The organism is Micromonospora narathiwatensis, from assembly GCF_900089605.1.
Taxonomy (GTDB): Bacteria; Actinomycetota; Actinomycetes; order Mycobacteriales; family Micromonosporaceae; genus Micromonospora; species Micromonospora narathiwatensis.
Window position 1 is genome coordinate 4,233,760 of record NZ_LT594324.1, and the last position, 12,991, is coordinate 4,246,750.

7 protein-coding genes are annotated in these 12,991 nt (G+C 71.7%); 5 read left to right on the forward strand and 2 right to left on the reverse strand.

What is annotated here, in order from left to right:
- The first annotated feature begins 12 nt into the window (after positions 1-12).
- A complete protein-coding gene (locus tag GA0070621_RS18200) occupies positions 13-1,026 on the forward strand; it encodes a hypothetical protein (RefSeq protein ID WP_091197390.1) in 1,014 nt (337 codons plus the stop codon).
- A 78-nt stretch (positions 1,027-1,104) separates the two neighbouring features.
- On the forward strand, positions 1,105-1,512 hold the full coding sequence (locus GA0070621_RS18205) for a hypothetical protein (protein ID WP_091197392.1): 408 nt from the start codon (positions 1,105-1,107) through the stop codon (positions 1,510-1,512).
- Positions 1,513-1,615: 103 nt separating this feature from the next.
- Here GA0070621_RS18205 and GA0070621_RS18210 read toward each other — a convergent pair whose 3' ends face one another.
- A complete protein-coding gene (locus GA0070621_RS18210) occupies positions 1,616-3,406 on the reverse strand; it encodes a glycoside hydrolase family 6 protein (RefSeq protein WP_091202587.1) in 1,791 nt (596 codons plus the stop codon).
- Positions 3,407-4,013: 607 nt separating this feature from the next.
- Here GA0070621_RS18210 and GA0070621_RS18215 point away from each other — a divergent pair.
- Together GA0070621_RS18215 and GA0070621_RS18220 are read left to right on the forward strand one after the other, a co-directional pair.
- Positions 4,014-4,844, forward strand: coding sequence for a hypothetical protein (locus GA0070621_RS18215; RefSeq protein ID WP_157740016.1), 831 nt, complete (start codon positions 4,014-4,016; stop codon positions 4,842-4,844).
- Entirely contained in the window at positions 4,831-5,601 is a 771-nt protein-coding gene (locus GA0070621_RS18220; RefSeq protein ID WP_091197397.1) for a class F sortase, read from the forward strand. The genes GA0070621_RS18215 and GA0070621_RS18220 overlap by 14 nt, the downstream gene beginning before the upstream one ends.
- A gap of 70 nt (positions 5,602-5,671) precedes the next feature.
- Here GA0070621_RS18220 and GA0070621_RS18225 read toward each other — a convergent pair whose 3' ends face one another.
- Positions 5,672-10,726 (reverse strand): NAD-glutamate dehydrogenase, encoded by a 5,055-nt coding sequence (locus tag GA0070621_RS18225; RefSeq protein ID WP_091197398.1) that lies wholly within the window; start codon positions 10,724-10,726, stop codon positions 5,672-5,674.
- A 289-nt stretch (positions 10,727-11,015) separates the two neighbouring features.
- Here GA0070621_RS18225 and GA0070621_RS18230 point away from each other — a divergent pair, with 289 nt between their 5' ends.
- The gene (locus GA0070621_RS18230) at positions 11,016-12,977 is read left to right on the forward strand and encodes a penicillin-binding transpeptidase domain-containing protein (protein WP_091197401.1); all 1,962 of its coding nucleotides are present in this window, start codon (positions 11,016-11,018) and stop codon (positions 12,975-12,977) included.
- Positions 12,978-12,991: the final 14 nt, after the last annotated feature.

The window sequence follows — 12,991 nt, forward strand, 5'->3', positions numbered from 1 at the left end:
GAGGCCGCCGCCATGCGCCAGGAAGAACAGCAGGGCACGCCGGAACAGCCCGACACGGTCCGGTCCGCGCCGGTGCCGGTCCGTCCACCCGCCGAGGGCGCCGACGGTGAACGTCACCGGGGTGACCCGGCCGCCCGGACCGGTGTGCCCGAGGACGCGCTGGACGAGCGAGGCACCTTCGACGATCCCGCGGTGGCGGGCGAGCGGTCCGCCGACCGTCGGGCGGCGGAATCGGGCGGCACCCCGGCGTACGACGTGCGGGAGCGCCGCGACGCGGAGGCCGCCGACACCGACGGCCGGCCGGAGTACCACGACCCGGCGCCGCTGCCGACGACGTTCGGGGCGACGACCGTGGGTGACGCGGTGGCCGCCTCCGCGATGGCCAGCGGGCGGCCGGAGGACGAGCGGGACCCGCGCGGCGAGGACACCGCCCAGCCGGGCGACGGGGCCCCGGGGCGGACCGACACGTTCGACGACGCGCGGGCCGACCCGACAGCCGGCGACCGGCTGCACAGCCCCGGTTCCGCGGCCGAGCGCTCCGGCTCGCCGGGCGGCGCGGCGTCGACGGTCGACACCGCCGGGTACGGCCGCGCCGAGCCGGCCATGGTCGACCCGGACGCCGGCACCGCCGCGGCCGGCGCGGGCGTGGCCGGTGCCGCCACGAGCGGCGGTACGCGACCCACCGCGGGGACGTTCGACGACTCCGGCTCGACGCGTCTGGTGCCGCGCCACGACCTGGAGCCCTCGGTGCCCGCGGACGCCGCCACGCTCTTCGCCCCGGAGATCGCCGAGAACTTCCGGAAGCGCTGGCGGGACGTCCAGCTCCAGTTCGTGGACGACCCGCGGGCCGCGGTCGGCGAGGCGCAGTCGCTGGTCGAGGAGGCGATCGAGGCGCTCTCGGCCGCGTTGCGGGAGCAGAAGGCCAGGCTCGGCGGCTGGCAGGAGGCCGGCGCGTCCGACACCGAGCAGCTCCGGGTGGCCGTCCGCGGCTACCGGGACTTCCTGGATCGCGTGCTCGGCCGCTAAGCCGGCCCGCGCGCGGAATGCCCCGGCCGCCGCCGGGTACGCCAGGGGGATCACGGAACGGGACAGGAGGGCAGCAGCATGACGGATCGTGACCGCGGTGGCGAGCGACCGCTGGAGGAGACCCCCGAGGCGGCCGCGGCGGTGGACGACGACAGCACGGTGCCGCAGCTGCGTACGGGCGGCGGCGCCGACCGGGACAATCCCGTCTTCGCCGAGCCGGACGGTGCGGTGCCCGACACCGGGTCGCCGGACCTTCTCGGCGACCCGTACGCGGCGGGAACCGGGCCGACCGGCACCGGGACCGGGGCGACCGGCACCGGCACCGGAGCGGCGAGGGACAACTTCCGCACCGGCGCGGAACAGCCGTGGGACCCCGAGGACCTGGTGCTGGCCCGGGGGCAGGACCTCACCCGGGACAACATCGAGCGGGCCCGCCGCGACCTGGCCGAGCTGGGCCGGGCGGCGATCGAGAAGACGGTCCCCTGACAGCCGGGGGCCCCTGGCCGACCTCGTCAGGTCGGCCAGGGGCCCGGGGGAACCCGCGCGGCGGTGCCTCACTCCCGCCGCGGCGGGTGGCCCGGCCGCTGGCTCAGGAGAGCGGCGGGTAGGCGTTGCGCATGAGCTCCTGGAACTGGGCGGAGAACCAGGCGCCCGAGATCGGCGCGTTCGGCAGCGCGCCGCTCATGCTGTTGCCGTTGCGGCCGTTACCGGTGTAGGTCGGGTCGCACATCCGGTCGAAGCCCTTGCCCTCGTTGTTCGGGATCTCCTTGCTGGAGCCGTCCGACTCGCCCGGGGGCTTCACCCAGACGTACGCGTCGATGCCCGTCGCCGGGTTGGCCCGGGGACGCTCGCCGAGGCCGGCGCCGGACTGGTTGCACCAGTTGCCGGCGTGGATCCGCCGGTCGATCCGACCGCCGTTGACGTACGTGTCGACGCTGGTCGTCGCGCCCGGGCCGGTGGGCCGGGCGGTGCCGCCCCAGCCGTTGCGGGAGGTGTCGATCAGCATTCCGATGCCGCTGTCGAAGCCGTTCGAGATCGCCTGCTGCCGGAACGCCTGGGCGAACGTCAGCTCGTCGACGTACTGGTTCCAGTCGATCCACTTGGACTGCCGCACGGTCTGGCCGTTCACCTGGTCGGTGATCTTGATGTACGGCTCGGTCAGCGCCGAGTAGTTCGCCGTGTTGACGATGAAGCCGTGCACGTTGCGGACCGTGCTGCCGGAGGCGGTGGCGGCCTGCTTGATGATCTGGATGGTCGGGACGAGGTTGGTGTCCCAGCCGATCCAGCCGTGGTGCGCGGCGTCGACGTAGTTGTAGACGTTGCCGAGCGCGCCCAGCTTGGCCAGGGCGTAGCCGACGCCGTTCACGTACGCGCCGTTGGCCTTGACCGTGTCGCACATCGCGGTGCCGCCCGCCTGACCCGAGGTGTTGGTCACCAGGTTGGGCAGCGAGTCGATCTCGATGATGTTGATGATCCGCAGGTTGCGGTACTTCGCGTCACCCTGGATCGCGGCGATCGGGTCGATGTACTCGGCCTTGTAGCGGTTCAGGTCGTTCGGGCCCAGCTCACCGTTGGAGGCCAGCGCGGCGCAGTCCCGGCCGGGCAGGTTGTAGATGACGATCTGGATGTAGCCGGCGCCCTGGGCGAGCGCGGCGTCCAGGTGGTCCCGAAGGCCCATCGAGCCGTTGGAGCTGCTGTTCGGGGTGCCGTTGATGGCGGCGATCCGGTCCAGCCAGACCGCGGTCGGGTTGTTCGAGACCCGGCTGCCGCCCGGCTCACCCTCCGCCTTGGCCTTCCACTCCGGGTTCACGTACCCCTTGGCCCCGGCGTACGGGTTGTCCACCTTCTGCCCCGGCGGCGGGCTCGTCGGCGGAGCGGTGGTCGGCGGAGCGGTGGTCGGGGGCGCGGTGGTCGGCGGCGCGGTCGTCGGCGGGGCGGTGGTGGGCGGGGTGCCGCCGTTGCAGACCGTGCCGTTCAGGGTGAACTGGGTCGGCTTCGGGTTGCTGCTGGTCCAGGAGCCGTTGAACCCGATGGAGGTGCTGGCGCCGCTGGCGAGCGAGCCGTTGTAGGACTCGTTCTTCGCGGTGACGTTCTGGCCGCTCTGCGACCAGATCGCCGACCAGCCGTTGACGACCTTCTGGCCGCTGTTCGGGAAGGTGAAACCGAGCGTCCACGAGCTGAGCGGGTCGCCGAGGTTCTTGATCGTCAGGTTGGCGGTGAAGCCGCCCGGCCAGTCGTTGGTGACGTAGTCCACGCTGCACTGGGTCGCGGCCTGCGCCGCGGTGACCGGGAGGGTCACCAACCCGCCGGCGACCAGGACGCCCGCACTGGTGAGTGCGAGGGCCCGGCTCCGGCCGGACAGCCTTCTCCACAGATTCATGCCACTGATCTCCTTGGGCGAGACCGGATCCGCGTACGGCCCGGCGAAAGAGGCCCTCGGGACGTCCGACTGGACGGCCGTCGGTGCCACGGTGTCTTCGGGGGTGCCCGACCCGGACGGGCGTGGTGGTGGTGAACGCGACCGGCGAGGTGCGGCCGGCCAGCTGTCAGAACGTCGTCCGGTGACCCGGCTGCCCTCGACGTCTGAACTCGCGGTGTGGCTCCCCTGACCGCGTGCAGAGATTCTTGCATGGGAGCGCTTCCATGGCAATGCCTCGATGCGAGTCCGGCCAGCATACGGCGCGAAGAGCCCATCCGACACGGGCGCGGCAGGTTGCCGGCAGACGGGTCGAGGCAGGTGGAGCGCGGTAGGGCGACGCCGCGGCGGAACGCCGGGCGCAGGTGTGACCCGACGGTCCGCGGCACCCCGGAAGGGCACCGAAGGCCCATCGGTGGACCCGCGTCGCTTAACCCTCCTATGCCGCCAAGCCTTCAACAAACTCCCAAATACGAATCTTTCCTCGGATAAGTCGCGAAAGGGTCTAACGTCGGGCGTAGCTCGACCGTCGTCGGGCTCAGGACAAACAGGGGATGGAGTGACGCAGGTCATGGCAAAGAAGATGCTCGGGAAGGTCGTTGCGGGCGCCGCTCTCGGCGGCGCGTCCCTGCTGCTGTTCTCGCCCGGGATGGCGAACGCGGCCGGACCCAACGCGAACGTCGGCAGCGCGGCCACCAAGCCGCAGGTCAGCCTTCTCGGGACCTGCCCTGGGGGCCACGAGGACTTCGACCGCAAGAACTTCGACCGCAAGGACTTCGACCGCAAGGACGAGGACCGCAAGGACTTCGACTTCAAGGACGAGGACCGCCGGAACCACGACGGCAAGGACCACGACGGCAAGGACCACGACTTCAAGGACGAGAACCGCAAGGACGAGGACCGCAAGGACGAGAACCGCAAGGACGAGAACCGCAAGGACGAGAACCGCAAGGACGAGAACCGCAAGGACTGGGGTGGGCAGTCCGACGAGAGCTGGCAGCCCGGCCAGGGCGGCGGCGTGGGCGGCGGCATGGCCACCGACGACCAGTCGGACAAGGACCGCAAGGACCACGACGGCAAGGACGAGAACCGCAAGGACGAGGAACGCAAGAACGAAGAGCGCAACGACCAGGACAACAAGGAGCGGGACCGCAAGGACCACGACATGCGGGACGAGGACCGCGACAACAAGGACCACGACCGCAAGGACGAGGACCGCGACCACAAGGACCGCGACCGCGACCACTGCTTCCCGCGTGGCCACGTCGACGGTGGCGACGGTGGCATGACCACCACCAGCGTGGACCGCACCATGGCCGCCAGTGGGGTGAGCGTGATCGGCGCCGCCGCCCTGGGCGGGATGGTCCTGCTGCGCCGGCGGCGGGCCAATGACCTCGTCTGACCGGACGGCGACACGTGCCGGCGGCCGTCACGGGAAACCGTGGCGCGCCGCCGGCGCGGCCGTCGTCGTTCTCCTCGCCATGATGGGCGCCGGCCTGCTCGGCGCGTCCTTCCGGACCGTGCCGCCGCCCCGCCCGCCCCAGCCGCTCGCCCAGTCCGGCCCCGCCGACCCGACCGCGGCCTCCACCGCGCCCGCCGTGCCGGGGCCCGTCGACGGCACCGGTACGGAGACCGCCGACCAGACGCCCGCCGACGACGGGTCGACGGAAACGTCCAACCCGGACGTCGCCCCCGCCGGCCTGCCCCGGTCGACCCCCACGACCATCTCGATCCCCAAGATCGGGGTGCAGGCAGAGATCATGTCCCTCGGCACCAACCCGGACGGCACCGTCCAGGTCCCCCCGCTGGATCAGGCCATGAAGACGGGCTGGTACTCCCCCGGCGCCAGCCCCGGCGAGGCCGGCAACGCCGTCATCGTCGGCCACGTCGACTCGGCCAAGATCGGACCGGCCGTCTTCTTCAAACTCGGCGCGCTCCAGCCGGGCGACACCATCAGCATCGCCCGGGAGGACGGCTCGACCGTCTCGTTCACCGTCAACGAGGTCAAGTCGTACCCGAAGACGGCCTTCCCCACCGAGCTGGTCTACGGCCCCAGCGACAAGCCCGGGCTGCGGGTGGTCACCTGCGGCGGGAACTTCGACCAGAGCACGGGCAGCTACGTCGACAACGTCATCGCGTTCGCCAGCATGACCCCGTGACGCGGTGCGGACGGGCGCGGCCCGGTGGTCGTCATCCGACCACCGGGCCGCGCCGCTGTCCGTCCCGAGGTCAGGCCGCCGCCGACGTCCGCACCAGGGTACGGATCTGCCGCAGCAGCACCGACAGCGCGGAGAGATCGGCGCGGGACTCGTCGAACTCACCCATCGCCCGGTGCGCCCGGTGGATCGACGTGGCGTTCGCCTGCTCCCACTCCTGCACCCGGTCGACCGGCGACACGCTGTCCGGGGTGGAGCCGAGGACCTCCGCGGTGAGCGCGGCCAGCGCGGCGTACAGGTCGTAGCGCAGCGCCATCCGGGCCAGCGTCTGCCAACGGTCCTCCCGGGGCAGCAGGGAGATCTTCGACAGCAGGGCGTCCACCCGGAACCGGTCGGAGAGTACGAAGTAGACCGCGGCCACCTCGTTCACGTCCCGGCCCGTCGACTGGGCGGTCTCCACCACGTCGAGCAGGCCGAAGCTGTACATCAGCCGGGTCGCCTGCTCGGCCAGCTCGCGGGGCAGCCCCTTCTCGGTCAGCGAGTCGATGTGGGCGACGATCGCCTCCCGCTCGCTGCCGAAGAAGAGGTTCTCCAGGTCCGGCAGGAGCCGGGCGATCCCGTCCCGCAGCCGGGCGATCTCCCCCGGCACGTCGATCGGCGAGCGCCGGTTGGTGACCAGCCAGCGCACCGCGCGGTCGAGCAGCCGGCGGGTGTCCAGGAAGATGGCCGTCTGCAGCTCGGGCGAGACGCTGTTGTCCAGCGCCTCGATCGCCTGCCAGAGGTCGCGCAGCCCGAACACCTCGCGCACCACCACGTACGCCCGCAGCACGTCCGCGGCCGACGCGGCCGTCTCCTCGACGGTCCGGAAGACGAACGAGATGCCGCCCCGGTTGATCGCCTCGTTGACCAGCACGGTGGTGACGATGTCCCGGCGCAGCCGGTGGCGGCTCATCCGGTCGGCGAACCGCTCCCGCAGCGGAGTGGGGAAGTAGTTGACCAGGATGTCGGTCGTCCACTCCTCGTCGGCCAGCCCCTCACCGACGATCTCCCGCTCCAGCACGATCTTCACGTACGCCAGCAGCACCGCGAACTCCGGCGCGGTCAGCCCGGTCTCGGTCCGGACCGCGAGTTCCTCGTCCGGCGGGAGCGCCTCCAGCGCGCGGTCGATCTGCCCGGCCCGCTCCAACTCGTTGATCATCCGGCGGTGCACCGGGAGCAGCGAGGCGGCCTGAGCCTGGGCGTTGTTGAGCGCCCGGGCCTGCTCGTAGTTGTCCCGCAGCACCAGCTCGGCGACCTCGTCGGTCATCTGGGCCAGCAGCTCGTCGCGCTCCGGCCGGCCCAGCTCGCCGTCGGCGACCGCCGTGTTGAGCAGGATCTTGATGTTCACCTCGTGGTCGGAGCAGTCCACCCCGGCCGCGTTGTCGATGAAGTCGGTGAAGATGCGCCCACCGTTCTGCGCGTACTCGATCCGGCCCTGCTGGGTCCAGCCCAGGTTGCCGCCCTCGCCGGCCACCCGGCAGCGCAGGCTCCTGCCGTCCACCCGGATGGCGTCGTTGGACTTGTCCCCGACCTCGGCGTTGGTCTGCGTCGACGCCTTCACGTAGGTGCCGATGCCGCCGTTCCAGAACAGGTCCACCGGCGCGGTGAGGATCGCCTTCATCAGCTCCTGCGGCGACATCTGCTCGACCTCGTCGAGGCCCAGCCGCGCCCGCACCTGCGGGCTGATCGGGATCGACTTGGCGGTACGCGGGTACACCCCGCCGCCTTCGGAGATCAACTCCTGGTTGTAGTCCTCCCAGGACGACCGGGACAGCTCGAACAGCCGCTTGCGCTCGGCGTACGAGGTGGCCGCGTCCGGCTCCGGGTCCAGGATGATGTGCCGGTGGTCGAACGCGGCCACCAGCCGGATGTGCTCCGACAGCAGCATCCCGTTGCCGAACACGTCGCCGGACATGTCACCGACGCCGACGACCGTGAAGTCCTGGGTCTGGGTGTCGTGCCCCAGCTCCCGGAAGTGCCGCTTCACCGACTCCCAGGCGCCCCGGGCGGTGATGCCCATCTTCTTGTGGTCGTAGCCGGCCGAACCGCCGGAGGCGAACGCGTCGCCGAGCCAGAAGTTGTGCGCCGCCGAGATCTCGTTGGCGATGTCGGAGAACGTCGCGGTGCCCTTGTCCGCCGCCACCACCATGTACGGGTCGTCCCCGTCGTGCCGGACCACGTCCTCCGGCGGCACGATCTCCCCGCTGGCGATGTTGTCGGTGACGTCCAGCAACGCCCCGACGAACTCCTTGTAGCAGGCCACCGCCTCGTCCCGGTCGCCCGGCTTCTGCTTGAGCACGAAGCCGCCCTTGGCGCCCACCGGCACGATCACGGCGTTCTTCACCATCTGCGCCTTGACCAGGCCGAGCACCTCGGTGCGGAAGTCCTCCCGCCGGTCGGACCAGCGCAGGCCGCCCCGGGCCACCGGCCCGAACCGCAGGTGCACGCCCTCGAACCGGGGCGAGTAGACGAAGATCTCGAACTTCGGCCGGGGCGCCGGCAGCTCCGGAATCGCCTGCGGGTCCAGCTTGAACGCCACGTACGACTTGGGCCGCCCGCCGACCGGCTTCTGGTAGAAGCTGGTCCGCAGGGTGGCCTGCATCAACGTCAGGTACGACCGCAGGATACGGTCCTGGTCGAGGCTGGCCACCTCGTCCAGCGCCGCGCCGATCGCGGTGACCAGCTCACCGCTGCGCTGCCGCCGCTCCTCCATCGTGGTCTCCCCCGGGGCGAACCGGGTCTCGAAGAGCTCCACCAGCAGCGACGCGATCCTCGGGTACGCGATGAAGGTCTGCTCCATGTACTCCTGGGAGAAGACGGTGCCCGCCTGCCGCAGGTACTTCGCGTACGCCCGGAGCACCACCACCTGCCGCCAGGTGAGCCCGGCCCGGAGCACCAGCTCGTTGAAGCCGTCCACCTCGGCCTCGCCCCGCCAGGCGGCGGCGAAGGCGTTCTCCGCGTGCGGGCGAACCTCGGCCAGGTCCTGATGCGCCTCCGGCAGCAGCAGTCCGAAGTCGTACAGCCAGATCCGGCCGTCGACCCGTTCCACCTCGTACGGGTGCTCGTCGACGACCCGGACACCGAGCGAGTGCAGCACCGGCAGCACGGCGGAGAGCATCATCGGCTCGCCGTACCGGTAGACCTTGAACCGGACGTCCATGGCCTCGCCGGATTCCGCCCGTTCCTCGACGCGCGGCGGCACCTGCTTGCGGAACAGGTGCATCTCCAGCTGGCCGGGCTCCTCCAGCAGCTCCAGCTTGGCCAGGTCCTTCATCGCCTCGTACGGCGTGTGCCCGTCCTTGTAGCCCTCCGGGAACGCGTCGGCGTACCGGGCGAAGAGGTGCTTGGCCTGCTCGTCACCGAGCTTGCGCTCCAGCACCAGCCGGTAGTCGTCGTCCCAGAGCCGGGTCGCGTCGGCCAGCTCCTCGGCGAGCAGGTCGGCGTCGATATCCGCGGGCGGGTTGTTCGGGTCGGTCCGGACGGTGAAGTGCACCCGGGCGAGCATCGACTCGGTGACCCGGGTGGTGTAGTCGACCCCGACGCCGTTCAGCTCGCGCAGCAGGATGTCCTGCATGCGCAGCCGGTTCTGGGTGGTGAACCGGTCCCGGGGCAGGTAGATCAGGCAGGAGATGAACCGCCCGTACCCGTCGCGACGCAGGAACACCCGCAACTGCCGCCGGCCGGCCATCCGCAGCACGCCGATCACCGCGTGGTAGAGGTCGTCGGTCTTGATCTGGAACAGCTCGTCGCGCGGGTAGGTCTCCAGGATCTGGAGCAGGTCCTTGCCGGAGTGGCTGCGCAGGCTCAACCCGGAGCGGTCCAGCACCTCGGCGACCTTGCGGCGGACCACCGGCAGCTCCTGCACGCTGGTCCGGTACGCCGCCGTGGAGAACAGCCCCAGGAAGCGCCGCTCCCCGACCACCTCGCCGGCCTCATTGAAGATCTTGAAGCCGATGTAGTCGAGATAGGCCGAGCGGTGCACGGTGGCCCGCGAGTTCGCCTTGGTGATGATCAGCAGGCGCTTCTCCAGCACCTTCTCGTGCGCCTCGGGCGTCATCGACGACAGCGCCCGCGCCTCCGGCGAGTCCGAGCGCAGGATGCCCAGCCCGGTGCCGAGGACCGCTTCGAGGGCCTGGCCGCCGTCGGCGCCGTCGGTGTCGACCAGGCGGTACTCGCGGTAGCCGAGGAAGGTGAAGTGGTCGTGCGCCAGCCAGCGGAGCAGCTCCACCGAGTCGGTGATGTCCTTCTCCGGCACCGGCGGCCGGCTGTCCGAGGTCCGCGCGGCGGCCAGCTCGTCGGCCAGGGCCAGGGCCCGCTGACGCATCTTCGGCCAGTCCTCGACCGCCTCCCGGACGTCGGTGAGCACCCGCTGCAGCTCCTTGCGCAGCTTCTCCCGCTCGGCCGGGTCACGTACCGGGTCGATCTCGATCCGCATCCAGCTCTCGACCAGGTCGCCGGCGATCGCGTCGTCCGGCTCCACGTCGGCGGACACCTCGGTCAGCCGGCCCAGCGGCTCCCGCCGGACCACCACCAGCGGGTGCACCAGCAGGTGCACGTCGAGGTGATACGTGTTGAGCAGTGCGGTCACCGAGTCGACCAGGAACGGCATGTCATCGGTGACGATCTCGATGACGGTGTGGTGCTGGTCGGCGTCCGGCTCGTGGATCCGCAGCTTCAGCTCACCCGGCACCCGCTGCTGGGCCAGATCCCGGTGCGCCCGGGCGGCGTCGAGCATCTCCTCGGCGGTGAAGCCGATCAGCTCCTCGTCCGGCGCGAACCGCCAGAAGCGGCCGACCAGGGTCGCCGCGTCGTGGTCGTTCCCGGCCAGCGCGACGGCCTGGGCCACCAGGCGCTCCGCGTTGGGTACCGGCTCGTCCAGCTCGGCGTCCCCCGACTCGTCGGCCAGCGCCTGCGCGGGCAGGCCCAGCTCGTGGAGGGTGTCGATGCTGGAACCGGTCATCCCGGTCACTCCTGTGTCGAGACGGCCGAAACCGTCCCCGTCGGTCGCCGTGTCGAAGCTGTCGTCTTCCCGGCCGGTGTCAACCTGCCGGAGGTCGGGTCCCGGTTTAGTCGCCGGACGCCGGTCCATCGGTGCCACTCCCCTCGACCCACCGCGTTGTGGGTCACTCTGCCGCCCAGCCTAGGCCCTGCCGCTCTGACCGTTCGTCGGCGGACCACTGGCCGGACGTCCGGTTCGGGACTCTGTCCTTTCACCCGTTGCGGGTACGTGGTCGGCCGGTTGCGGAGTACCCCGGCTCGCGATGTTCATCACACCGCCAGACGCGCGTCTTTCCGCACTTCGGGGCCTTGGCGGGACGGTGGGAAGGCGCCCGGCGTACTACCGTGCAGGGCAGTTTCGTACCCGGAGGGACTGCCGCATGCCCGTGTCGTACCCCGTTCGCCGCCGCCTTCCCCGCCGTCGGGTCCTCGCGGCCCTGGCCGCCGCCGCGCTGACGGCCGCCGGGCTGACCGGGTGCTCCGGCGAGGACGGGCCGGAGCAAAGCGTGGACGCGTTCCTGAAGGGCTGGCGCTCCGGCAACCTCCAGGCGGTGGGCTTCGTCGACCCGGCCGGCACCCGCGTCCCCGCCACCGACGTGGCGAAGGAGATCAAGGCGCTCTCCGGCGAGCTGGCCGCCACCCCGCCGGAGCTGAAGCGGGCCGGCGACGCGAAGGTCACCGCCGACGCGGCCACCGCGCGGATCCAGGTGACCTGGACCCTGCCGGGCCAGACCCGCTGGACGTACGAGAGCCCGGTACGCCTCAAGCGCGGCGACGACGACCAGTGGCAGATGATCTGGGAGCCGGCCGTCGTCCAGGAGAAGCTGGAGAAGGGCGACCGGCTCGCGTTGCGCCGCGACACCGCGCCGCGGGCCGGGGTGCTGGACGGGGCGGGCAGCCCGATCGTCGCGCCCCGGCCGGTGGTCCGGGTGGGCGTGCAGCCCGGCGAGGCCGGCGACGTCAAGGCGCTGGTCCGCCAGCTCGACGCCGCGTTCAAGGCGATCCGGCCCGCGCTCGTCCCGCCGGTCGACCTCACCGACCTGCCCAAACGCCTCACCGAGGCCGAACCGGGCGCGTTCGTCGAGGTCGTGACGCTGCGCGACGAGGCATACCGGCAGATCAAGCCCCGGATCTACGACCTGCCCGGCACCAAGTTCCAGTCCGACAAGCTCGACCTGGCGCCGACCCGGGAGTTCGCTCGGGCCCTGCTCGGCTCGGTCGACCCGGCCCAGGCCGACGACATCCAGGCTCACCCCGACAAGTACGTCGCCGGTGACCTGGTCGGCCATGGCGGCCTCCAGGGCCGGTACGACGACCGGCTGCGCGGCGTCCCCGGGCTGACCGTGGTCACCGAGCACTCCGCCCCCGACGGCAGCACCACCCCCGGCACCGAGGTGTTCCGCAGCGAGCCCAAGGCCGGCCAGTCACTGAAGACCACCCTCGACGTGGCCACCCAGAACGCCGCCGACGCGGCGCTGCGCGGGGAGGCCCGGCGGGCCGCCCTGGTGGCCGTACGGATCAGCGACGGCGCGGTGCTGGCCGCCGCGAACGGCCCCGGCCCGGCCGGCGAGAACCTCGCCTTCACCGCCCAGGTGCCGCCGGGTTCGACGTTCAAGATGGTCAGCGCGCTCGCCCTGCTGGACAAGGGGGCGGTGACCCCGTCGGCGACGGTCGCCTGCCCGAAGACGGCCGTGGTCGACGGCCGCCCGTTCAAGAACTCCGACGACTTCGAGCTGGGGTCGGTCCCGTTCACCACCGACTTCGCGAAGTCCTGCAACACCGCCTTCGTGGCGCTGGCGCCGAAGCTCGGGCCGGACGGCCTCGCCACCACCGGCCGTACCCTCGGTCTGGAGGCGAAGTGGGACCTGGGCGCGGAGGTCTTCGCCGGCTCGGTCTCGGCCAACGGCTCCGCCACCGAGCAGGCCGCCGCCGCGATCGGGCAGGGCACCACCGTGGTCAGTCCGCTGGCCATGGCCGGCGCCACCGCCGCCGTGGCCCGGGGCCGCTGGGAGCAGCCGACGCTGGTGCTCGACCCGGCCCCGCAGCAGGCCGCACCGGCCGGTCCGGCCCTGAAGCCGGAGTCCGTGGCGGCACTGAAGACGATGATGCGCGCGGTGGTCACCAGCGGCACGGCCAGCGCGTTGAAGGACGTCCCCGGCGAACCGGTCTACGGCAAGACCGGCACCGCCGAATACGACAACAACCCGGCGCACACCCATGCCTGGTTCGTCGGCTGGCAGGGCGACGTGGCGTTCGCGGTCTTCGTGGAGCAGGGCGGGGCGAGCACGGCCAGCGCGGTGCCGATCAGTGAGCGCTTCCTGCGCGCCCTCGCCGCCCGCTGACCCGGAGGCCCGCC

Coding starts and splice junctions, on each gene's coding strand:
- GA0070621_RS18200 (WP_091197390.1), top strand. CDS start 13: ATGCGCCAGGAAGAACAGCAGGGCACGCCGGAACAGCCCGACACGGTC.
- GA0070621_RS18205 (WP_091197392.1), top strand. CDS start 1,105: ATGACGGATCGTGACCGCGGTGGCGAGCGACCGCTGGAGGAGACCCCC.
- GA0070621_RS18210 (WP_091202587.1), bottom strand. CDS start 3,406: ATGAATCTGTGGAGAAGGCTGTCCGGCCGGAGCCGGGCCCTCGCACTC.
- GA0070621_RS18215 (WP_157740016.1), top strand. CDS start 4,014: ATGGCAAAGAAGATGCTCGGGAAGGTCGTTGCGGGCGCCGCTCTCGGC.
- GA0070621_RS18220 (WP_091197397.1), top strand. CDS start 4,831: ATGACCTCGTCTGACCGGACGGCGACACGTGCCGGCGGCCGTCACGGG.
- GA0070621_RS18225 (WP_091197398.1), bottom strand. CDS start 10,726: ATGGACCGGCGTCCGGCGACTAAACCGGGACCCGACCTCCGGCAGGTT.
- GA0070621_RS18230 (WP_091197401.1), top strand. CDS start 11,016: ATGCCCGTGTCGTACCCCGTTCGCCGCCGCCTTCCCCGCCGTCGGGTC.